Source organism: Vibrio sp. 10N.247.311.49 (genome assembly GCF_041467655.1).
Classification (GTDB): Bacteria; Pseudomonadota; Gammaproteobacteria; order Enterobacterales; family Vibrionaceae; genus Vibrio; species Vibrio crassostreae_C.
Genome location: NZ_JBFSVA010000022.1, coordinates 1 through 22,692, shown reverse-complemented (window position 1 = coordinate 22,692; position 22,692 = coordinate 1). Strand labels below are relative to the sequence as shown.

Sequence of the window (22,692 nt, the reverse complement as noted above, 5' to 3'; positions counted from 1 at the left end):
ATGCAACAAACTCGAAAATTAGAATTATGGGTCGGCACCTTTGTTATTGCCGGAATTTGCGCAATCTTAATCATGATCTTTCAAGTCGCTGACGTAAAAGGCATAGGTTCGAACCATACTTACAATCTAAAAGCGACCTTTGACAACATTGGCAGCCTAAAAGTTCGTTCTCCAGTGAAAGTGGGTGGCGTCGTTGTTGGACGAGTTAAAAGCATTGAGCTTGATACCGAGAGCTACCTTCCTGTCGTTGAACTGTCTATTGACGGGAAGTACTCACAATTTCCAGATACCTCTAGTGCTCAAATTTTAACATCTGGCTTAATTGGTGAGCAGTACATTAGTCTGGTTCCAGGCTTCATTTTTGATGATGAAGAGATGTTGGTCGATGGTGATTCAATTGAAGACACTAAGTCAGCATTGGTACTAGAAGATTTGATTGGCCAAGTGCTGTATAGCGTTGGTGGTTCTAATGACAGCGAAGCTAAGGAATAAGATAATGTTGAAAACTATTAGTTATTTAAAAGCTATTGGTTACTTGAAATCAATGTTTATGGCGGCAATGGCGTTGCTTATTTCTACCCAAGCCTTTGCTGCAGAATCGATTGACCGTACTCAGCCTTACCAGATGATGACTCAAGTTGCCGAAGTGGCATTTGAGCGTTTGAAGAGTGAACAAGACAACATCCACCAAGATCCAGAGTTATTGAAGGTCATCGTGGAAGAAGAGTTGATGCCTTATGTGAATGCACAATATGCAGCTCTTAAGTTACTTGGACCAAACTTGAAAGGCGCGGATAGAAAAGACGTGGGCGTGTTTATCGATTCATTCCGTAAATACCTTGTTTCTTCTTATGCCCAAGTGCTGACTCAATACACAGATCAGACGATTGAATTTGGTCCAGAACCAAAAATCAAAGCGGATAGCCGCATTACCAGTATCAAGGTCGACATCATCGATACGCCGCGACCAAACATTAAGCTTGAATTTAAGCTTCGCAAAGACAAGAAATCTGGCGAGTGGAAAGCATTTGATATGGTTGCCGAAGGTATTAGCTTGTTGTCGAGCAAGCAATCGGAGTGGAATACTAAGATTCGTCAAGAAGGCATCTTACAAGTTGCAGACGAACTAGAGAAATTAGCCGCACAACCGATTCGTTTTGAGAGTAACAAATAATGAGCCATTCTCAATGGCAAGCACTAAGCTCTAAAGAGTATCAACTGTTCGGTGATTTAGACCGAGACAGTGTCCCTGCAATCTGGCGTATATTGGAAAAGTGGCAAACGACGGAATCGAGCGTTGAAATTGACCTTAGCCATATAAATCGAGTCGATTCAGCAGGAATGGTGATGCTAATTCACTTATTAGAGCATGCAAAAAATCAAAACTGTCATATAATGCTCAGTTTCGTGCCAGAACAATTACGAACGTTGTTCCAATTGAGCAATATCCAGCCAATGATGGCAGAACACATAAAAAATTAGGCAGGAGCTATTTGTGGACAGCACAAAAGTACAAGAATTATTAGCAGAAGCACTGAACCTTCAGGAAATTTTCGTGAAAGGGGAAGGCAGTCATTACGAAGTTGTTGCGGTTGATCCATGTTTTGACGGCATGAATCGAGTTAAGAAGCAGCAACTAATCTACGGCCCACTAATGGAATACATTCAACGCAATGACATCCATGCTCTTTCTATTAAGGCTTTCACGCCGGAAGAGTGGGAACGTGATAAGAAACTGATGTCACTTTAAGGTTTATGATGGAAAAGTTTCGAGTTATTGGATCGGATAAGCCGCTAAGCGGTGAAGTGACGATCTCAGGCGCAAAAAATGCAGCGCTACCTATCTTATTTGCTTCAATTCTTGCTGAAGAGCCAGTGGAAGTAAGTAACGTTCCTCACCTACGTGACATCGATACTACGATGGAACTGCTTAAGCGTTTAGGCGCAAAAGTATCGCGTAATGGTAGTGTTCATGTTGATGGCAGCGAAATTAATGAATTTTGTGCGCCTTACGATTTAGTGAAAACAATGCGTGCTTCTATCTGGGCTTTAGGTCCTCTAGTCGCTCGTTTTGGTGAAGGCCAAGTGTCACTTCCAGGCGGTTGTGCAATTGGTGCTCGACCTGTTGATCTGCATATCCACGGCCTAGAGCAACTAGGTGCGACCATTAAGTTGGAAGATGGTTATGTGAAAGCAAGTGTTGATGGCCGTCTGAAAGGCGCGCACATCGTGATGGATAAAGTAAGTGTGGGTGCCACCATTACTATCATGTGTGCAGCAACGCTAGCGGAAGGAACAACAGTACTCGATAACTCAGCGCGTGAGCCTGAGATTGTTGATACGGCTGACTTCCTAAACAAACTGGGTGCTAAAATTTCTGGCGCAGGTACAGATACGATTACTATCGAAGGCGTTGAACGTCTTGGTGGTGGCCAACACTCTGTGGTTGCTGACCGTATTGAAACAGGTACTTTTCTGGTTGCTGCTGCTGTTTCTGGCGGTAAAGTGGTTTGTCGCAACACCAACGCTCATCTTCTTGAAGCTGCCTTAGCGAAGCTTGAAGAAGCGGGTGCGAAGGTTGAAACGGGCGAAGACTGGATCAGTCTTGATATGACGGGTCGTGAACTGAAAGCGGTGAAAATCGTAACGGCACCTCACCCTGGTTTCCCAACCGACATGCAAGCACAGTTTACTCTGCTTAACATGATGGCGAAGGGCAGTGGTGTTATCACTGAGACTATCTTTGAAAACCGTTTTATGCACATTCCTGAGTTACAGCGAATGGGTGCAAAAGCGGAAATCGAAGGTAACACGGCTATCTGTGGTGAAACGGAAAAACTGAGCGGAGCTCAAGTAATGGCAACGGACCTTCGCGCATCTGCGAGCCTTGTTATTGCTGGCTGTATTGCTCAAGGTGAAACCATCGTTGACCGTATTTATCACATCGATCGTGGCTACGATAAGATTGAAGATAAATTGTCAGCCTTAGGCGCAAACATTACACGATTTAGTGAGTCGAACTAACCTAGGTTAGTGGATTCATGAATCAGTAAGATGAAAACATAAAAGTCGGAACCTTGGTTTCGGCTTTTTTATAGTTGTATTTACCGCGAGTAAATCTATTGCTCATTTTTGCGCGAATAGATGAATCAACTTGGCGGTCGGTGAGGAACAAAATGATAGCAATATTACGTATTTTCGCAGTGGCGATATTTGCGATTCTTATGTTTGTATTTGGTTGTGGTTACTGCCTATTAAGTCCACGCAACCCGAAACACGTATTTACCTTTGGCCGTTATTTCGGTCGCATGTCGAAGATCTTCGGCATGAAGTTAGAGCTTCGCATCCCAGAAGATGCCTACTCTCGCGGCCAACATGTTTATGTGGCGAACCACCAAAACAGCTGGGATCTATTCACGATTTCATCAGCGGTAACGCCAAAAGTGGTAACTGTTGGTAAGAAAAGCCTAGTGTGGATGCCTCTATTTGGTCAGCTTTACTGGTTGACGGGTAACATCCTAATTGACCGTGCTAACCGTAGCAAAGCGGTAGGTACGATTGATCAGGTCGTGACGAGTCTAAAAGAGAGCGATGTTTCAGTTTGGATGTTCCCTGAAGGCACTCGTTCTCGTGGCCGTGGTCTGCTGCCATTCAAAACAGGTGCATTCCATGCTGCGATTGGTGCTGGCTTGCCTATCATCCCTATCGTGTGTAGCTCAACAGGTGGCGTGAAGCTAAACCGTTGGAACAATGGTCACGTGATTGTTGAAATGCTGCCACCAATCAGCACTGAAGGCTACGACAAGTCTAATGTTCGTGAACTGGCTAACCTAGCTCGTGAGCAGATGGCTGCGAAACTTGAAGAGTTAGACAAAGAAGTGGTTGAGCTTAATAAAAAGTAATTATCTAAGCGAAACGATGAACAATAAAAAAGGTTGCCAACGGGGCAACCTTTTTTGTATCTAATAAACACTCAGCATTACGCTAAGTCGTTTATCCGAAGGTGTTTAATCTAGAGATTAAAAGCTATTTGCGAACCGCAATAGCTTCGATCTCGATACCTACATCTTTTGGTAGACGAGCTACTTCAACACATGAACGTGCAGGGTAGTTTGCAACGCCGTGCTCATCGAAGAATTTGCCGTAAACCTCGTTTACTGTGCCGAAGTCGTTTAGGTCTTTAACGAATACCGTTAGTTTTACGATGTCTTTTACAGTCAGGCCTGAAGCTTCAACAACCGCTTGAACGTTGTCTAGAGATTGGCGAGCTTGCTCTGCGATATCAGCAGATACTTCACCAGTTGCTGGGTTTACTGGGATTTGACCAGAAGTCAGTACCATGTTGCCAAGGTCAACGCCTTGTACGTATGGGCCGATTGCAGCTGGAGCAGATTCTGTGTGAAGTACTTTAGTCATTGGTTTATTCCATCAGTTATTAGATAAAAATCAATTTTCAGTGTGCCTTCAAACTTTGGCTAGGTAAAGCGCAAAATACCCCGTATAGGCGAGGTATTTGATAGTTTTTACATTCGGTCTTCTTTGCCGTATGACGTTATCTTTCTGTCACGATCTCGCGAGAGAAGACTTTTTCGCAATACTTACACTTCAATCGAATATCTTCTTTCTTTTCAAAGATCTTAAAGCTGCTTTCAACCGGTTCATTGTGAGTAATACAGTTAGTATTTGGACACTCGAACACATCGTTGATTTGCTCAGGAAGTTCTAGTGGTAGCTTCTTAACTACTTCGTAATCTTCTATTTGGTTCACTGTTGCATGAGGCGCATAAAGTGCCAGCTTGCTCGCCTGTTCTTCTGTGATAAACACATTCTCAATCTTGAGCAGGTCTTTTCCGCCTAGTGCAGAAGACGGCAGATTTAGGCCAATCGTCACGCGCTGATGAGAATTGTGCATGTCGAACAGTTTTAGAACCTTGATCCCGATATTGGCTGGGATATGGTCGATAACAGTACCGTTTCTGATTGCTTCAACTTTTAATTGAGTCTCTTTAGACATTATATATCTCCTCTACAGCGTTTCGTTAAGAACAAGGGCTAGCAATGCTTCACGGGCGTAAACACCATTCTCTGCTTGCTGGAAGTAGTAAGCGTAAGGTGTTTTATCGACATCGACAGTAATTTCATCAACGCGAGGAAGAGGGTGCAGAACCTTCAGGTTATCGCGTGCATTTTCCAGCATCGAAGCGGTCAGGATGTATGCGGATTTTATGTGCGCGTATTCTGACTCATCGAAGCGCTCTTTTTGAACTCGAGTCATGTACAAGACATCTAGTTCAGGAATCACATCTTCCATGTCCGTCAATAGTTGGTACTTGATGCCCGCTTCATCAAGCTCTTCGCAAATGTAGTCTGGCATCGCTAGTGCTTCTGGAGCCACGAAGTAGAAACAGATGTTGTCGAATTTTGCTAGTGCTTGAGTCAACGAGTGAACCGTACGGCCGTACTTAAGGTCACCAACGAATGCAACGTTTAGGTTGTCGAGGCGGCCTTGTGTCTCAGCTATAGAGAATAGGTCTAATAACGTTTGTGTTGGGTGTTGGTTTGCGCCGTCACCTGCGTTAATAACAGGAACACCGTTTGAGAACTCAGAAGCCAGACGCGCTGCGCCTTCTTGAGGGTGACGCATCACGTAAGCGTCAACGTATGAAGAGATAACCTGTACCGAGTCCGCTAGCGTTTCGCCTTTCTTTGCCAAAGAAGTGTTACCACCACTGTCGAAACCAATCACATCACCACCGATGCGTTGAATCGCAGTTTCAAAAGAGAGACGAGTTCGCGTAGAAGGTTCGAAGAAGCAGCTGGCAACAACTTTGTTCTTGATGAGTTCTGGGTTTGGCTCAGCCTTTAGCTGACCTGCCGTTTGAACAATTAATTCTAGCTCTTCACGAGAAAGCTCTGGAATTGAGATGATGTGCTTTTGATAGAGCGAATTCGCCATGATCTTCTTCCCCACAATAATGTATTGGCCATAAAAAAGCCCCCCATAATGGGAGGCTTTAAAAAAGTGCTGAAAAGCAGAATAGACGGCCTGGTAAGCATCTTAGCTTACGAGCAATATTTGGTGTTTTCACAATATTACTATGTGTTATCACAATATTGGTTGACGTCATTTTCACTACTCTCAGACAAATTGCCGAGAATTATACGCTTTCAATTTGTGAGCGCAAGCGATTACATCAAGCTTTTGTTTACTTTCATTATTGTCTATTGACCAAGCGTCGCGACCATCACCGCCTTGATGGTGTGCATGCGATTTTCAGCTTCATCAAATACAATCGAGTAGTCAGATTCAAACACTTCGTCAGTCACTTCCAAGCCGTTCATTCCATACTTGTCAGAGACTTGCTGACCAATCACAGTTTCATTGTTGTGGAAAGCGGGTAGGCAGTGCATGAACTTCACTTGAGGGTTACCAGTTAGCTTAATGACATCCATATTCACTTGGTATGGTTTCATTACCGCCACACGTTCGTCCCAAGCTTCAGGGGCTTCGCCCATCGAAACCCAAACATCGGTGTATAGGTAATCACAACCTTTCACGCCTTCAGCAACGTCTTCAGTTAACGTGATTTTTGCGCCAGTGTTTTGCGCAATGGTTTGGCACTCTTCAACAAGCTGCTCTTCTGGCCAGAATGCTTTAGGCGCGACAAGGCGAATATCCATGCCCATCTTCGCGGCTCCGACTAACAGAGAGTTACCCATGTTATTGCGTGCATCGCCTAGATAAGCAAAGCTGATTTGGTGTAGATGCTTCCCGCGGCCATGCTCAAGCATAGTGAGGAAATCAGCCAAGATCTGAGTAGGGTGGAACTCATCGGTTAAGCCATTCCAAACCGGCACGCCCGCATAAGCGCCTAAGTCTTCAACGATACTCTGACCAAAGCCACGATACTCGATGCCATCGTACATGCGTCCCAATACACGCGCCGTATCTTTCATTGATTCTTTTTGACCAATCTGAGAACCAGAAGGGCCAAGGTAAGAGACTTGAGCACCTTGATCAAAGGCGGCCACTTCAAACGCACATCGTGTTCGAGTTGATGCTTTCTCGAAGATCAAAGCAATGTTTTTGCCGTTGAGTTTCTTCTGCTCAGTGCCTGCATACTTAGCTTTTTTTAGGTCAGCAGACAGGTCGAGTAAAAACTGAATCTCTTTAGGAGTAAAGTCGAGAAGTTTTAGAAAGTTACGATTGCGAAGATTAAAGGCCATCTCTCGCTCCTTGCGTATATAGAATCAATGAAGAACTTAGTTAAACATAAAAATGCTATATTTGTGAATATTTATTTTATCAATTTGATAAAAAAGGCCAGTAAATGAATACTGGCCTAGATAAGACTATTGAGTCTGTTTAACTGAGCTCTTTGACTTAGATACCGTCTCTTTCGATAGGGCAACTCATACAGCGCGCGCCGCCACGACCACGGCCTAGCTCGTTGCCAGGAATCGTTAGAACTTCGATACCCGCTTTGTCGTATTTCTCATTGGTGTAAACATTACGTTCATAACCAATCACGGTACCTGGTTTCACTGTCAGTACGTTGTTTGCGTCATTCCACTGTTCACGCTCAGCTTCGTAGTTATCACCGCCGGTTGTGATGATCTTCAGTTGATTAAGGCCTAGCGCGCCTTCAATCGCTGACAGGTAGTTTTCAGCTTTCTCGACACGCATTTCGCCATTTTCTTTTGGCGTTAAGCGCCAAGTGTCTAGGTCTTTACGCACGATCTCTGGATAGACAGAGAACGTGTCGATATCCATGTGTGTCATCACCGTATCAAGGTGCATACAAGAGCGGTGTTTTGGTAGATCGATCGCAATCACTTCGCTCGCTTGGCCTGATCTAAATAAGCTAGCCGCTAGGTTTTCGACACCTTGTGGTTTAGTACGCTCTGAAATACCAACCAGTACCGCACCTTTACCGATAACCAGTACGTCACCGCCTTCAATGTTAGCGTTGTCGTAGTGAAGGTCTTCATCACCAAAGTACTTAATGAAATCTTGGCCTGCGAACACTGGGTGCCAGCGGTAGATAGCACGCAGGTGGTTCGTTTCACGTTGACGTGCAGGCTTCATCATCGGGTTAAGCGATACACCGCCATAAACCCAGCAAGAAGTATCTCGCGTAAATAGGTGGTTAGGCAGTGGCTCGATAACGAAATCGAGTGGTCGATGCATTTTAGGCAGCATCGATGATGATTTGATAGGAAGCTCAGAGTAGGCCAAGCCACCGAGTAAGATCGTTGCTAGATGCTCATTATCCATTTGAGCAAGGTAGTTTCTTAAGTCACGGGCGAAAGTCGGCCCATAACGGAAATCTGAGATTTGAGTATTCAGCAACCACTCACGAGCCTGAGATACGGCAAGCGTTTCTACTAGCAGGTCATGCAGCAGTAGTACTTCTACGTCTTGGCTGCGCAGCGTTTCTGCAAAGGCATCATGTTCTTCACCAGCGGCTTCAACGGCAAGTACATCATCAAATAGAAGATCATGACAGTTTGAAGGGGTGAGGTGGGTGAGTGCTCTTTCAGGTCTATTTAGGAGAACTCGTCTCAATTGACCGACTTCGGAGCCAACGTACAGCTTACTCATTTTGCATCCTTACTATTAATCCAGCGTCTATTTATGACAAGCTTGTCCGTAATATGCAAGTTTTGTAGATTGAGTTAATACAAGGTATTTGGGTAATAATTGGTCATAAAACCTGTGATTTTTAAGTTTATACAGATTAAATTCCAACTAACTGGCTATCGAATGGAACAACGTTTTTGAGGATCTATGCTCAATTCGTGGCTTGTTAGAATTGAATTTTGCTTATTAATCGTGATTTTTTATTCACTATTATGCACTTTTTGATAACAAGCTGAGGATTTATGCACCCCAAAAGCGGTTTAGCGTATGCACCTAACGTGACTAATCACGCAAGTTTTATTCAATAAGCCCTAAAGTGGCCACAAAAACGAAATGCTAAAATACGGCGCAGTTAATAAAATGTTGAAAATTTGTTTCTGTGATTTTGATTTCACTTTTGAATTGATATTGGCGCTGCGATCTCGCGATAAACTTACCTTTCTAGGCCTGATCTGGGTGGCTTTTCTGGACGATCCGTGCCATATTTCGTGGCAATCAAATTTGATCTTTTCATAGTCAACACTCTGGAGCAGACACATGTCTCACGAAGATGAATATCTATCAGTAGCGGAATTAATTGAATTTCAAAAGGAAGAGACTCGCGACATCATTACAGCATTAATTGAAGATGGTAGCGATCCTGAAGCTCTATACGATATCGAGCATCACCTATTTGCTGAAGATTTCGATGTGCTTGAGAAAGCGGTTGTTGAAGCATTCAAAATGGGCTTTGAAGTGCTTGAAGCTGAAGAGACAGAAGACGAAGATGGCAATAAGCTACTTTGTTGTGATGCAACGATGCAATGTACTCTGAATGCAGAAGCGATTGATGAGCAAGTTGAGAAGCTTGTAAACCTTGCAGAGAAGTTTGACATTATCTACGACGGTTGGGGCACTTACTACGAAGGTGAAGATGCTATCTACCCAGACGAAGATGATGAAGGCGAAGAGTAATTCTTTCCCAATTTTAAAAAATGCCAGCCTCGAGCTGGCATTTTTTTACCCTCAGAAAAATAAATGTCTTTATATGCATTCATTCATTATAATGCGGTCAAAATTGATCTAGCTCAAGGAATGATATGCGGTTGCTTCTCGATGGTCTTTGGCAAATTTCGCCACTGACGGATCTCTCTATCCCACAAGATGACATCACCTTTCCGGCTCCGTTAAGCTCAAAGCTCCCTGATAGCTTGAGTGAAAGTCAAATTGCAGAGCAAGAGTGGCACCTGATGCACGACATCGAAGTGGATGACGCTATGTTAGCGTGTCCATTTGTTGAGTTAGTGATGGCTGGAGTCGATTATTTTGCTGAAGTTCGACTTAATGGTGTGGCTGTTTTTGATTGTGATGGTAGCCAAGCTGAATACCGTAAAGATATCCGTCCTTATATGCAGTCCGGCCGAAACCGTTTCGAGATCCTTTTCCTTGAAGAAGAGGAGAGCCTATTGCTTGAAGAAGACATGGATGACTCTGTATCTTCACAGGCTATCGCTAAATCTGATTCACGCATCGGGATTTGGCAAGCGCCATACCTGCAGTTCGTTCGAAACGTCAAGCTAGAGCAAGTTGTCACAGAGCAGATCTGGCACCACGGTGGTGGCTGTGAGTTTAAAGTGGATGTTATCTATCAAACGCTAAAGGCGGGGTTAGTATCGGCATCCATCAAGTTTAATGGTATGACTCTCGTGATGCCGATTGATGTACGCGCTGAACATACTGGCGTCGTGTTCCAGGTCGAAGCTCCTATCATTTTTGATATTGAGAATCCTAACCCCAAGTATCTATACCCATTAGAAGTGGTACTTGATGGGCAAGAAGAGAGTTCTTTTGTTGCCTTGAACCCAACTTCTTGCGTCAGTAACTTTCTACGTTAACTCCGTATATTTTAGCGTTATCTTCTTTCGCTATAGCGGCGCATTCTGCTTATAACGACTTGGCCATGACAACCTCACAAGCGTCGTGGCCTGTTTCTCCCCAAGCTGACTCAAGATGCTCAAACCCAAGCTTCTCATAGAGTTTGACCGCAGCACCCAAGCACTTCGTCGTTTCTAAATACATGTGTTGATACCCAAGTTGCTTGGCTTGCTTTAAGCTCAAAGCGACAATTCGCTTGGCTAGGCCATGCCCTCGAGTTTGCGGTAAGAAGTACATCTTTTGTAGCTCACACACATTGGGTTTACCTGCTAGAGGGGCAAAGCCACCGCCTCCGACGATCTTTCCGTTGTGTTCGATAACCCAGTACATTGCATTCGCTTGGCTATAGACAGAGTACATATCATCGAGTGTTGGGTCGGCTACGCCATAACCTTTATCTTCTGTGAGTCCATGCTCAGCCGAAACTTGGCGAATGATTTGTGCGATGCTTGGGTTGTCTTGCGGTGTAATGGGTCTAAGGGTGAACTCAGCAATTTGTTCCATGATCTGCCTATGAAAGGGTCACTAATATGTGACCCAATATATGGTGACTAAGCATGTTGGTGCAAACAGAATTGTTGTTGTGCCATTTGGTCGCCTGATTTACGTAACCAGACTTTCTCGTGGAAGTAGTAAGCAACGGTATTTAAAGTTGGCTCTAGCAAAGCCATCACGCCGCCTATGAAAGCATCTCCAGTCAACAAGTAGACAACGGTAAAGGCAACACTAAAGTGGATGGTAGCAAAGCTTGCTGTTTTTAATTTGGTCATCCACTGGCGAGCTTTAAGAGCTGGAACTTGAGCCCACGCCTTTTCATGAAAATAGAAGGCAACAGTATTCACAGAGGGCTCAATCATAGCGATTAAGCTACCAATTAAGATGTCGCCTGTTAGTACATAAGCGACACTAAATGCGATAGTAAAATGTAATGCAGCAAAGGTTAGTGTCTTTTTCATGATAATTACTCAGTCGTTGTGTTGTTTTGATAGGTCTATTATTGAGAATTATTATCATTAAGTATAATGGGAAGTAGAGATTAATTTGATAGATGAAACCTATCAATCAGTGCGGCTAGAGTGAGAAGCATTGGAATATTGGAATCAGGGACATAAAAAAAGGCTGGTCACCAAGACCAACCTTTCTATTTAGACCGAGAAGTTTGAAGCCTTCTCGTTCACTCGGTTTTAAAGCGCAGCGATTGTCGCTTTTTGCTCTTCAAGCTTAACAAGAGTTTCCTTGTAGCCTTCAAGCTTTTCACGCTCTTTCGCGATAACTGCTTCTGGTGCTTTAGCAACGAAACCTTCGTTACCTAGCTTACCTTCGATACGTTTAATCTCGCTGTGAGTCTTAGCGACTTCTTTATCTAGACGAGCAAGCTCTGCATCTTTGTCGATAAGACCCGCCATTGGGATCATCAACTCAGATTTGCCAACCAGTTTAGTTGCACAAGCAGGAGTCTCTTCACCATCAGCTAGAACTTTAATATCGTCTAGCTTAGCTAGAGAAGTAAGAACGATCTTGTTCGCTTCGATACGAGCGGCATCTTTCTCATCAGCAACCTTGATCATTACTTCTAAGCCTTGGCTTGGTGCAATGTCGTATTCCGCACGTAGGTTACGGATAGCAGTGATGAAAGTCTTAACCCATTCGATGTCGTCAACGATCTCAGCATTGAAGTTAGCTTCATTAAACTGAGGAAGCGCTTGAGTCATGATTGTCTCGCCTTCAACGCCGTCTACTAGCGGCTTAACGCTCTGCCAGATAGATTCAGTGATGTAAGGAAGAACAGGGTGAGCAAGACGCAGAGTCTTCTCAAGAACCGTGATAAGCGTGTAACGAGTCGCTTGTTGTTGAGCTTCAGTACCTTTCCAAAGAACAGGTTTAGTTAGCTCTAAGTACCAGTCACAGAATTGGTTCCAGATGAATTCGTAAAGCGTGTTTGCTGCCATGTCTAGACGGTAGTTGTCTAGGTGAGCATTAAACTCTTTCACTGCAACTTCAAACTGAGACTCAATCCACTTATCGGCTAGAGAGAATTCCATGTTTGCACGGTCTTCTACAGACAGTGACATGCCACAGTCGTGCTCTTCTGTGTTCATCAGTACGTAACGGCTTGCGTTCCATAGCTTGTTACAGAAGTTACGGTAACCTTCAAGACGCTTCATGTCCCAGTTGATGTCACGGCCAGTTGAAGCCATAGCAGCAAGAGTGAAACGCAGTGCGTCAGTACCGTAGGGTTCGATACCGTTTTCGAATGTTTTACGTGTGTTCTTTTCGATCTTAGCAGCCAGTTTAGGTTGCATCATGTTGCCACAACGCTTCTCTACTAGCTCTTCAAGGCCGATGCCGTCAATCATGTCGATTGGGTCAAGTACGTTACCTTTCGACTTAGACATCTTATCGCCGTTTTCATCACGGATAAGACCTGTCATGTAAACAGTTTTGAAAGGTACTTGAGCCTTGCCATCTTCGTCTTTCACGAAGTGCATGGTCATCATGATCATACGAGCAACCCAGAAGAAGATAATATCAAAACCAGATACTAGTACTTCAGATGGGTGGAATGTTTTCAGTGCTTCAGTATCTTCAGGCCAGCCTTGTGTGCCGAACGTCCAAAGTGCAGAAGAGAACCAAGTATCCAGTACGTCGTCGTCTTGCTTAAGCACAACAACAGGCGCTAGGTTGTTCTTTTCACGAACTTCTTCTTCAGTGCGACCTACGTAAACTTTACCATCGTTGTCGTACCATGCTGGGATACGGTGGCCCCACCAAAGTTGACGAGAGATACACCAGTCTTGCACGTCACGCATCCACGCGAAGTACATGTTTTCGTACTGCTTAGGTACGAATTGGATTTGACCATCTTCAACCGCTTTAACTGCAGGTTCTGCAAGAGGTGCTGTGCGCACGTACCATTGGTCAGTCAGCATTGGTTCGATAACCACGCCACCACGGTCGCCGTAAGGGACAGTCAGGTCGTGATCTTTGATCTCTTCAAGAAGACCAAGCTCATCGAATTCAGCAACGATAGCTTTACGTGCAGCAAAACGCTCCATACCTTGGTACTTAGCAGGGATACCTGTTGAGTAAACATCGCTTTCTTCGCCGTTAGTCGTGAAGACTTCAGCAGCATCACGGATATCAGCATTGAACGTTAGGATGTTGATCATCGGTAGGTTGTTGCGCTTACCCACTTCGTAATCGTTAAAGTCATGAGCTGGAGTGATCTTCACACAACCCGTGCCTTTTTCCATGTCTGCGTGCTCATCGCCTACGATAGGGATAAGACGGTTTACAACAGGAAGTAGGATTTCTTTGCCGATAAGATCTTTGTAACGAGGATCTTCTGGGTTAACAGCAACACCAGTATCGCCAAGCATGGTTTCAGGACGAGTAGTCGCAACAACGATGTAGTCTTTACCATCTGCCGTTTTAACACCGTTCGCTAGCGGGTAGCGGAAGTGCCACATGAAACCTTTTTTGTCTTTGTTTTCAACTTCAAGATCCGAGATTGCAGTGTGCAGTTTAGGATCCCAGTTTACTAGACGTTTACCACGGTAGATTAGGTCTTCTTCGTATAGACGAACAAACACTTCTTGAGTCGCAGCCGATAGGCCGTCATCCATAGTGAATCGTTCACGATCCCAATCTACAGATGCACCAAGACGACGAAGTTGTTGAGTGATCGTGCCACCTGATTCGCCTTTCCATTCCCAGATCTTGTCGATGAAAGCTTCACGGCCGTAGTCGTGTTTTGTTTTGCCTTCTTCGGCAGCAATCTTACGCTCAACAACCATTTGAGTTGCGATACCAGCGTGGTCAGTACCCACTTGCCAAAGCGTGTTTTTGCCTTTCATACGTTGAGCACGGATAAGCGTATCCATGATCGTATCTTGGAACGCGTGACCCATGTGTAGGCTGCCAGTGACGTTCGGTGGCGGGATCATGATGCTGTAAGCTTCTTTTGATGTGTCACCGTGTGGCTTAAAGTAGCCTTTCTCTTCCCAAGTCTTATACAGAGCTTGTTCGATTGATGTTGGGTTGTATGTCTTTTCCATAGTGCTCTTAAACGGATACTGTGAATGGTTAATCGTGGTCAAACTTCATAAGTGAAGCTTCTTGAATCTAAATCCAAAGATAGCTTTAACTATGAGGTTTGACTATGGATGTTGAATCTCGATAGTTTGTAGCTGATATCTAGCTTGACGGTAAATTTTATACCTTTCTCGAGCGAGTTGCTTAGCTTTTTCTTCGCAAGGGACGAAGTCTATCACCTGAGCAAAGGCGTTCGCAAAGGTTGTATGATTATCGGCCAGATTAATTACTAGCTGACGATTCCAATTATGTTTTACGCCTTGATAGCCAATTTCGATGTTGGTTGAATACTTCGGGCCTTCGCCAACCAAGTTGTGCGCAATAAAATCACAGGGTTCGACTTGCCAGAAAACTTCAGCAATACGCTCGGCATGCTCTTTGTCATTACAGTTGAGATAAAGTTTAGCGCCTTGTTTTGCAAAGTGCTGAGCAAGAAACAGCACATAGTGAGCAAAACCATCTTCGCTGGCTTGCGGGCTGTCTGAAGGCACAATGTAAAATGTAGCAGTCTGCATACTTAATACTCGAACTGAAAATCGTGGATATCAATGTTACTTGGTTAACAGGGTCTAACAAATAGCGCTTATTAAAAAAGGGCCCGTAGGCCCTTTTTATTATTTTGAAGATTGCTCTTCAGTCTCTTGGCCGCTGCGGTTCAATAAGAATTGGACTAGCATTGAGACAGGACGACCTGTCGAGCCTTTCGCTGCGCCTGACTTCCAAGCTGTACCAGCACTGTCGATGTGTGCCCAGTGGTACTTCTTAGTGAATTTAGACAGGAAACAACCAGCAGTGATTGTGCCGCCAGGACGGCCACCGATGTTCGCCATATCAGCGAATGGGCTGTTTAGCTGCTCATGGTACTCGTCTGCCATTGGTAGACGCCATGCACGGTCACTTGCTTGCTCTGAAGCATTAACAAGTTCGTGAGAAAGTGGGTTGTGGTTCGATAGAACGCCACTGATGTGGTGACCTAGAGCGATAACACATGCGCCAGTTAGCGTAGCAACATCGACAACACAGTCAGGTTCAAAACGCTCAACGTAAGTTAGAGCATCACATAGAACCAAGCGACCTTCAGCATCAGTGTTGAGTACTTCAACCGTTTGGCCTGACATTGTCGTTAGGATATCACCTGGACGGTAAGCATTGCTGCCCGGCATGTTTTCACAACCGGCTAGGATACCAACCACGTTAATAGGCAGGTTCAGCTTAGCCAGTGCTTTCATTGTACCGAATACAGACGCCGCACCACACATGTCGTACTTCATCTCATCCATGCCTTCACCAGGCTTAAGCGAGATACCGCCTGAATCGAAAGTCAGACCTTTACCGACTAATACAATCGGCTTCGCATCTGGATCCGGAGCGCCTTTGTATTCCATGATAGACATCATCGATTCATTTTTAGAGCCACGGCCAACTGCTAGGTATGATGTCATACCCAGTTTTTCCATCTCTTCTTCGCCAATGATCTTAGTCTTCACTGTCTCGTAATCGTCGGCTAAACGACGAGCTTGAGAAGCAAGGTAAGCAGGGTTTGCGATGTTTGGTGGCATGTTGCCTAGATCTTTAGACGCTTTTACACCTGAAGCAATAGCAAGGCCGTGAGAGATTGCTTTCTCACCCAGGCTCAATTCGCGACGTGTTGGTACATTGAATACCAATTTACGTAGTGGGCGACGAGTCTCTGGCTTGTTGCTCTTGAATTGGTCAAATGTGTAAAGACCATCTTTAGTCGCTTCTACCGCTTGGCGAACTTTCCAATAAGTGTCGCGACCTTTAACGTGAAGTTCTGTAAGGAAACATACAGCTTCCATAGAACCTGTTTCGTTTAGTGTACTGATGGTTTTTTGGATAATTTCTTTGTATTGACGCTCGCCTAGCTCACGTTCTTTACCACAGCCTACCAGTAGAACACGTTCTGAAAGTACACCAGGTACTTGATGCAGTAGTAGCATCTGGCCAGGTTTACCCTCTAGATCACCGCGACGAAGCAGTGAACTAATGTAGCCATCGCTAATCTTATCTAATTGCTCGGCTACTGGAGAAAGGCGGCGCGGTTCGAATACACCGACAACGATACATGCGCTGCGCTGTTTCTCTGGGCTGCCACTTTTTACACTGAACTCCATGCGTACTCCTACATCCTGAAGACAAATCGAACTAAATGTTAGATAATGGGTTCTTACTTGTTGGATCCTATAATGGAACTAACCTTAAAGAAGAACGCTAACACTTAGCTAAAAATTTAAAAAAATAAAAGGTTCAACGGGAAATTATAGTGATTCAATCAAAAAAACAAGTTTTGTATAGGTAATTTGAGCGTGATTATTGTTAGATATTTGATCCGCGAGACAATCAAGAGCCAATTTGCGATCTTTTTTGTTCTTTTTCTCGTGTTTCTCAGCCAAAAATTCATCAGTGTTTTAGCGGATGCCTCTGATGGTGATATCCCTGCGAGTCTTATATTGTCGATTGTTGGCTTAAATATGCCAGCGATGGGCCTATTGATGCTTCCACTCAGTATCTATATTGGTATTTTGCTTACTTTTGGCCGCCTTTACGCTGAAAGTGAAATAGTGGTCATGAACGCCACCGGTATCGGTAATAAATTCCTGATCCAATCTGCGCTTTACCTCGCTTTAATTACGGCATCTGTTGCAGCCTTTAACTCATTTTGGTTATCTCCTTGGTCACAAGACAAAGTTGAACAAATGTATGAAGAAGTAGCTGCAGAGAACAGCGTTGATTTGCTACCAAAAGGTAAGTTTGAAGGTACGCCGGATGGCTCTTCTGTCGTGTTTATTGATGATATCGACGGTAATAAGTTAGAAAACGTGTTCGTAGCTCAAATGCGTCCGCGTGATTCTGTACTGCCAAGTGTGATGTTCTCGAAGTCAGGTGATGTAAAAGAGCTCAGTGATGGTCGCCAAGTGATCGTAATGTACGATGGTACTCGTCATGAAGGCATTCCGACTCGCCTCGACTACAGGGTGACGCACTTTGAAGAATACGAAGGCCTGATTGGTCAGCGTGAAGTTGAGAAGAAAGGTCGAGACTGGGAAGCGATCCCTACGCTTGAACTGATTGGTAACTCAAATAATAGTGCGAAAGCAGAGTTGCAGTGGCGTATTTCTTTGGTACTTTGTATTCCATTGTTGACCATGCTTGTCGTGCCACTGTCTGCGGTAAACCCTCGACAAGGTCGTTTTGCGAAAATCGGCCCAGCAATACTGATTTATCTCACCTATTTCTTAGCAATCAGTGCAACCAAGTCTTCAATCGAAGAGGGGAGCATTCCTGCGGTAATCGGCATGTGGCCAATCAATGCGTTATTGTTATTTGTCGCGATTGGTGCCAACTTTATGGATAGCGTGCCAGTAAGGCGTTTGAAAGAAAAATTCAAGAATAAGAGGTTGGCTTAAGCCGTGTTTAAGATTCTCGATTTATATATAGGCAGAACCATCATCGCAACGACGTCACTGGTATTGGTGACGTTTGTTGGTCTCTCTGGGATCATCAAATATGTAGAACAGCTAAGAAAAGTTGGCCGTGGTACATACGATCTATTACAAGCGCTGTATTTCGTTTTATTGAGTATCCCTCGTGATATCGAAATGTTCTTTCCAATGGCTGCATTGCTTGGCGCATTGATAGGGCTTGGTATGCTTGCTGCAAGTTCTGAGCTTGTCGTTATGCAGGCAGCTGGTTTCTCTAAGTTAGATATCGGCCTATCAGTACTTAAAACAGCTATTCCACTGATGATCGTGGTGACATTGCTTGGTCAATGGGGAGCACCGCAAGCGCAGAAAATGGCTCGTGATTTAAGAACTATCTCGATTGCTGGTGGTAATATTATTTCGACGCAAAGTGGTGTCTGGGCTCGTGATGCCAATGACTTCATCTTCATTGTCAAAATCGATGACCAGAAGCTATATGGAATGAACATGTGGCGCTTTGATGAAAACAAGGCACTTAAAACCGCTATTTATTCTGACGAAGTTGATTACGTTGGAGACAACGTGTGGACGATGAAGGATGTAGAGATCACGTCTTTTGAAAACGAACTTCAAATTACTAAAGAAAGTTTACCGACTTACTCTTGGGAAACGTCATTAGCTCCAGATAAGTTGGCGATAGTAACGGTTAAACCAGAAGAGCTATCGTTAAGTGGGTTGTATGATTATGTTTCTTATCTGAAGGCGTCAGAGCAAGATGCATCACGCTATGAATTGGCGCTGTGGAGAAAGATAACCCAGCCAATTTCGATCGCGGTTATGATGTTGATGGCACTGTCGTTTATCTTTGGTCCTTTGCGTAGTGTGACCATGGGTGCGAGGATTTTGTCAGGTGTTATTGCTGGCTTTACCTTCTATATATCCAGTGAGTTCTTTGGCCCAGTGAGTTTGGTTTATCAAATACCACCCGCCTTTGGCGCAATAGCCCCGAGCGTGGTGTTCCTTGGAATTGCCATCATGCTCTTGAGGCGGAAACTGTAAATAGTAAAAAGGAAGGCATAACGCCTTCCTTTTTTGATCTTGATTGGAGCTAACTTAAATCACATTATCGTGCTTGTGGTAACACAACGACTTCGGTCTTTGCCCAGATATCGTGAAAGCCACGTTTTTCAGGATCGAATGGAACACATAGGTTTGCCAGTCCAAAACCTGAAGTACCTAAACGAATCAGCGCCTGAGTTACTGTGATCGCTGAGCCATCTTTGTTTTGAACGCGCAGCTTCCAAGCTCTCATGCCGAGAGTTTGACCAGCTCTAGTCCAGAAGAACACGAAGAAATATACCCAAACGGCGACTAAGTAAAAGGTATATGCAGGGCTCCAAATCGGATGGTTGGTTAAGAAGTCACTAACATCGGCATAACCGCTGTGGTTAAAAATGCCGAGAGCCATGAGCGCGTGCAGTAGAGCGACAATGACGCCAGCCGCCAACATTTCAATAGCGATTACGATCAGAGCGTCGTAGAACAAGGCACCAAATCGGCGCATGACTCCTGCTGGTGGCAGAGTGTTTGTTGATGTCATGTGTTATTACTTCTTTAAAAATTGAGGCGTCAGAATATAGTTTAAGGCTTAGCCTGAAAAGAGACATGACGCACAGCTTATGACTTAGTGGCGAAATTATCGGCAAACACACATGAATTCAAGTTTTTATACTTGCCACATCAGTTCGCATACGTATAATGCCAAACATCGAAAGGGCAATGCCCCAAGATAATGCCGGTATGGTGAAATTGGTATACACGACGGATTCAAAATCCGTTGCCTTCGGGCGTGGCGGTTCAAGTCCGCCTACCGGTACCATATTTAAATGACAAAGCCTCGACGAAAGTCGGGGCTTTGTTGTATCTGGGATATAGGAAGCGTTGCCTTCGCGGTGGCGGCAGGAATGCCTGTCCAATCAGTCCGCCTACCGGTACCAAACATAGAAAGGTCGCTTTTATAGCGACCTTTCGTCGTTTTGGGCGTTTGTGAATTTTAAATCCAGCGTGTCGGCTTGGATGCAAGCCCAGTCAAGTCACCTACCGGCACCATATTTAAATGACAAAGCCTAGATGAAAATCGGGGCTTTGTTGTGGGGTATAGGAAGCATTGCCTTCACGGTGGCGGCAAGAATGCCTGTCCAATCAGTCCGCCTATCGGTACCAAACATAGAAAGGTCGCTTTTATAGCGACCTTTCTATGTTTTGGACGTATGTGAATTTGAAATCCGGCGTGTCGTTGCAGTTGCTCTTCAATCAGACAGATCTTGATGTTTCACTCCTAAATCTCATAATTTCCCTTCGCTATTCGATCTGATAATGAATTAATTATCTTAAATCATGATGTTACCTGTCATTCTCTTTTCTATTGTCTATGTTTAAAGGACTAACAGAGGAGATAGATATGCTGACAGTAACCCCTTACTTGTTTTTTGATGGTCGTTGTAATGAAGCGTTGGATTTTTATCACAAGTGCTTTGGTGGTGTGGTTTTATCTAAGCAGCTTTTTAGTGATGCACCACAGGTAATCGAGGGCGCTCAACCTGATTGGGTTATGCATGCTGAGTTCGAAGCGTTTGGTATGAAGCTGATGATGTCTGATGGTGTTAAGGCAAAAGAACTTGAAGGCAACAATCTCGCTCTCTCTCTTGTGACTGAAGATACCGCGACTCAAGAACAAATCTTTGAAAAGCTCAAGAAGGGAGGGCGGATAATGACTCCACTCGCAGATACTTTTTGGGGGGCTCGATTTGGCAAAGTAGAAGATAAATTCGGTATACGCTGGATGGTGCACTGCGACTCTTTAAGTTGAGCCTGTGAAATTGGATAGTGAAATTGCTGCTTGGTTTTATTAGAATTATAAATAGAGATTAATCATCAATATTATATATAAAAATGGGCAGCATAAAGATTACCGTAGATCGCATTCAGCCCGGTCTGCATATACGACTCCCCGTAAAATGGAATGAACACCCATTTTTATTCAACAGCTTTAAAATCAAAGATGACGCTCAAGTAAAAGTAATTCGACATCTTGGGATTAAGCACGTCTATATAAACCTGAGTCAAAGTGATACCTCACCTTTACCTGTTAATCACGTAGGTGAACAAGAAGTCAATATTGATTCACAGGTAAGCCTTGAAACGGAAAGAATGTGGAAAGATAAGCATGAGCGTATCGAAACCCTTAGCTCTTACCGCCGCAGGGTGAGTCATTGTGAGAGAGAGTTTGAACGTTCGCTTGCTCGAATGCGATCTGTGATGACCAAGATCCGTAACAGACCTTTAGATGCGGTAGGGGAGGTTAAGGCTCTTGTTGATGATATCGTTGAAACTCTAGTGAGCGATGATAACGTCACCTTGCACCTTATGAATGCTAAAGCAGATTTCGAAGATATTTACTTTCATACTCTAAATGTTTCGGTTGTTGCACTGATGATAGGAAAGGCCAAAGGCTATAACACACAGCAATTGAAAGACCTCTCATTCGCAGCGTTGTTTCACGATGTAGGCAAGATCAAAATACCAGTCGCGATACTAAGAAAGCAGAGTGCACTAACGGTGCCAGAAGAGAACTACCTGAAGCTTCATACTAAATACGGTGCGGATATTGTATCGGCAATTGATGACTTTCCTGAAAGTGCTAAAAAGGTGATCGCTCAACATCATGAGATGAATGATGGTTCTGGCTACCCCGAGGGCTTAAAAGAACATGAGATTGATGAATTTGCCAAGATAGTCGCCGTGGCTAATGCATTTGATAACCTTTGCCATGGTAAAACGCAATCTCAACAAATGATCCCGTATTTGGCACTGTCCCACCTATATAAGAGCTGCAAGCATCTATATAGCCAAGATAACTTGGGGCTGTTAGTTAAGTTCATGGGAGTCTATCCACCAGGAACTGTAGTACAGCTTTCAAATGACTCGATTGGGATTGTGATATCCGTTAACGCTAAACATATGCTTTATCCAAATGTACTTATCTATGATCCTAGCGTGCCAAGAACCCAAGCTCCGATCATTGACCTCTTTATTAAAGAGATCAAAATCGTTAATGCCGTTCATCCAAGCAAATTACCTGAACAAGTTCGAGAGTATCTAAACCCTAGGGCTCGTTTATCTTACTTTTTTGATAGTGGAGAGTAGTTATCCACAGGTCGTTGTGGGTAATTTGTTCGAAACTTGGGGTGAAAGTGGTATAAATAAGCCCTTGGTTGAAATGTCTTCGCTTAACCTCTTTTTTTAATAAAAAACGCATTTATTGCTTGCCAATATGAGCGGCATCTCTATAATGCCGCCTCACTGACACGGCAGACGCCACAAGGCTTCAGCGAGAAATGTTAGTAAGGCAACTAGCTTTAAGCGATGATTCGCTTCTACTTTTAGAAAGTAGGAATTAATTCCAAATAAGTGTTTGACACTGAGAATTAAATCGCTAGAATGGCCGCCTCTTCCGAAGTGATGTAAGTCACAACGAAGAGAAGCTCTTTAACAATTTAAACCTATCAATCTGTGTGGGCACTCGTTGATGAATAT

The 22,692-nt window shown here is 44.1% G+C and carries 23 protein-coding genes and 1 tRNA gene; 13 read left to right on the top strand and 11 right to left on the bottom strand.

Annotated elements, in window-relative coordinates; translation table 11 throughout:
- The 6 genes from mlaD to AB6E54_RS18115 all read left to right on the top strand — a co-directional run bounded on the left by mlaD (window position 1) and on the right by AB6E54_RS18115 (window position 3,902).
- Window positions 1-492, top strand: a complete 492-nt coding sequence (gene mlaD / locus AB6E54_RS18140) for an outer membrane lipid asymmetry maintenance protein MlaD (RefSeq protein WP_017058921.1) — start codon at window positions 1-3, stop codon at window positions 490-492.
- A 52-nt stretch (window positions 493-544) separates the two neighbouring features.
- Window positions 545-1,174, top strand: a complete 630-nt coding sequence (locus AB6E54_RS18135; RefSeq protein ID WP_120459707.1) for a phospholipid-binding protein MlaC — start codon at window positions 545-547, stop codon at window positions 1,172-1,174.
- Window positions 1,174-1,482: a lipid asymmetry maintenance protein MlaB gene (locus tag AB6E54_RS18130; protein ID WP_017058923.1), complete on the top strand. Its 309-nt coding sequence runs from the start codon at window positions 1,174-1,176 to the stop codon at window positions 1,480-1,482. Before AB6E54_RS18135 ends, AB6E54_RS18130 begins: the two co-directional genes overlap by 1 nt.
- A gap of 13 nt (window positions 1,483-1,495) precedes the next feature.
- On the top strand, window positions 1,496-1,750 hold the full coding sequence (gene ibaG, locus AB6E54_RS18125; protein ID WP_017058924.1) for a BolA family iron metabolism protein IbaG: 255 nt from the start codon (window positions 1,496-1,498) through the stop codon (window positions 1,748-1,750).
- A gap of 8 nt (window positions 1,751-1,758) precedes the next feature.
- Window positions 1,759-3,024: a UDP-N-acetylglucosamine 1-carboxyvinyltransferase gene (gene murA, locus AB6E54_RS18120; RefSeq protein ID WP_017058925.1), complete on the top strand. Its 1,266-nt coding sequence runs from the start codon at window positions 1,759-1,761 to the stop codon at window positions 3,022-3,024.
- A 152-nt stretch (window positions 3,025-3,176) separates the two neighbouring features.
- Complete coding sequence (locus AB6E54_RS18115; protein ID WP_017058926.1) at window positions 3,177-3,902, top strand: 1-acylglycerol-3-phosphate O-acyltransferase; 726 nt, start codon at window positions 3,177-3,179, stop codon at window positions 3,900-3,902.
- 124 nt (window positions 3,903-4,026) lie between these two features.
- Here the strand turns inward: AB6E54_RS18115 and AB6E54_RS18110 are convergent, their stop codons facing one another.
- The 5 genes from AB6E54_RS18110 to arcA all read right to left on the bottom strand — a co-directional run bounded on the left by AB6E54_RS18110 (window position 4,027) and on the right by arcA (window position 8,605).
- The gene (locus tag AB6E54_RS18110; protein ID WP_004735319.1) at window positions 4,027-4,416 is read right to left on the bottom strand and encodes a RidA family protein; all 390 of its coding nucleotides are present in this window, start codon (window positions 4,414-4,416) and stop codon (window positions 4,027-4,029) included.
- A gap of 136 nt (window positions 4,417-4,552) precedes the next feature.
- Complete coding sequence (gene pyrI, locus AB6E54_RS18105; protein ID WP_017058927.1) at window positions 4,553-5,014, bottom strand: aspartate carbamoyltransferase regulatory subunit; 462 nt, start codon at window positions 5,012-5,014, stop codon at window positions 4,553-4,555.
- A gap of 12 nt (window positions 5,015-5,026) precedes the next feature.
- The gene (gene pyrB / locus AB6E54_RS18100) at window positions 5,027-5,956 is read right to left on the bottom strand and encodes an aspartate carbamoyltransferase (RefSeq protein WP_012604860.1); all 930 of its coding nucleotides are present in this window, start codon (window positions 5,954-5,956) and stop codon (window positions 5,027-5,029) included.
- 266 nt (window positions 5,957-6,222) lie between these two features.
- Window positions 6,223-7,227 (bottom strand): ornithine carbamoyltransferase, encoded by a 1,005-nt coding sequence (locus tag AB6E54_RS18095; RefSeq protein WP_017063738.1) that lies wholly within the window; start codon window positions 7,225-7,227, stop codon window positions 6,223-6,225.
- Between the two features lie 157 nt (window positions 7,228-7,384).
- Window positions 7,385-8,605 (bottom strand): arginine deiminase, encoded by a 1,221-nt coding sequence (gene arcA, locus AB6E54_RS18090; RefSeq protein WP_372106828.1) that lies wholly within the window; start codon window positions 8,603-8,605, stop codon window positions 7,385-7,387.
- A gap of 576 nt (window positions 8,606-9,181) precedes the next feature.
- Here arcA and rraB point away from each other — a divergent pair.
- A complete protein-coding gene (rraB, locus tag AB6E54_RS18085; protein ID WP_017058930.1) occupies window positions 9,182-9,598 on the top strand; it encodes a ribonuclease E inhibitor RraB in 417 nt (138 codons plus the stop codon).
- A 125-nt stretch (window positions 9,599-9,723) separates the two neighbouring features.
- Window positions 9,724-10,518 (top strand): glycosyl hydrolase 2 galactose-binding domain-containing protein, encoded by a 795-nt coding sequence (locus tag AB6E54_RS18080; protein ID WP_017058931.1) that lies wholly within the window; start codon window positions 9,724-9,726, stop codon window positions 10,516-10,518.
- Between the two features lie 49 nt (window positions 10,519-10,567).
- On the opposite strand, the gene AB6E54_RS18075 is transcribed toward AB6E54_RS18080, so the two are convergent.
- From AB6E54_RS18075 to pepA, 5 genes are all read right to left on the bottom strand, one after another.
- Entirely contained in the window at window positions 10,568-11,062 is a 495-nt protein-coding gene (locus AB6E54_RS18075) for a GNAT family N-acetyltransferase (RefSeq protein ID WP_017066666.1), read from the bottom strand.
- A 47-nt stretch (window positions 11,063-11,109) separates the two neighbouring features.
- Entirely contained in the window at window positions 11,110-11,514 is a 405-nt protein-coding gene (locus AB6E54_RS18070) for a DUF2061 domain-containing protein (RefSeq protein ID WP_017058933.1), read from the bottom strand.
- A gap of 228 nt (window positions 11,515-11,742) precedes the next feature.
- Entirely contained in the window at window positions 11,743-14,616 is a 2,874-nt protein-coding gene (locus AB6E54_RS18065; protein WP_372100564.1) for a valine--tRNA ligase, read from the bottom strand.
- Between the two features lie 102 nt (window positions 14,617-14,718).
- Window positions 14,719-15,168, bottom strand: a complete 450-nt coding sequence (locus tag AB6E54_RS18060) for a DNA polymerase III subunit chi (protein ID WP_017066664.1) — start codon at window positions 15,166-15,168, stop codon at window positions 14,719-14,721.
- Between the two features lie 99 nt (window positions 15,169-15,267).
- A complete protein-coding gene (pepA, locus tag AB6E54_RS18055; protein ID WP_017058936.1) occupies window positions 15,268-16,788 on the bottom strand; it encodes a leucyl aminopeptidase in 1,521 nt (506 codons plus the stop codon).
- A 192-nt stretch (window positions 16,789-16,980) separates the two neighbouring features.
- On the opposite strand from pepA, the gene lptF reads away from it, so the two are divergent.
- Complete coding sequence (gene lptF, locus AB6E54_RS18050) at window positions 16,981-18,081, top strand: LPS export ABC transporter permease LptF (protein ID WP_017058937.1); 1,101 nt, start codon at window positions 16,981-16,983, stop codon at window positions 18,079-18,081.
- A 3-nt stretch (window positions 18,082-18,084) separates the two neighbouring features.
- Window positions 18,085-19,155 carry an LPS export ABC transporter permease LptG gene (gene lptG / locus AB6E54_RS18045; protein WP_017058938.1) on the top strand — a complete coding sequence of 357 codons (1,071 nt, stop codon included), beginning with the start codon at window positions 18,085-18,087 and terminating at the stop codon, window positions 19,153-19,155.
- 64 nt (window positions 19,156-19,219) lie between these two features.
- Here the strand turns inward: lptG and AB6E54_RS18040 are convergent, their stop codons facing one another.
- Window positions 19,220-19,696, bottom strand: a complete 477-nt coding sequence (locus AB6E54_RS18040; RefSeq protein WP_017058939.1) for an RDD family protein — start codon at window positions 19,694-19,696, stop codon at window positions 19,220-19,222.
- Window positions 19,697-19,890: 194 nt separating this feature from the next.
- Between AB6E54_RS18040 and AB6E54_RS18035 the strand changes: the two genes are divergently transcribed.
- The 3 genes from AB6E54_RS18035 (at window position 19,891) to AB6E54_RS18025 (ending at window position 22,302) form a co-directional block, all read left to right on the top strand.
- Window positions 19,891-19,975 (top strand) — tRNA-Leu (locus AB6E54_RS18035).
- 582 nt (window positions 19,976-20,557) lie between these two features.
- The gene (locus tag AB6E54_RS18030; protein WP_017055297.1) at window positions 20,558-20,965 is read left to right on the top strand and encodes a VOC family protein; all 408 of its coding nucleotides are present in this window, start codon (window positions 20,558-20,560) and stop codon (window positions 20,963-20,965) included.
- An 83-nt stretch (window positions 20,966-21,048) separates the two neighbouring features.
- Entirely contained in the window at window positions 21,049-22,302 is a 1,254-nt protein-coding gene (locus AB6E54_RS18025; protein WP_372058744.1) for an HD-GYP domain-containing protein, read from the top strand.
- Window positions 22,303-22,692: the final 390 nt, after the last annotated feature.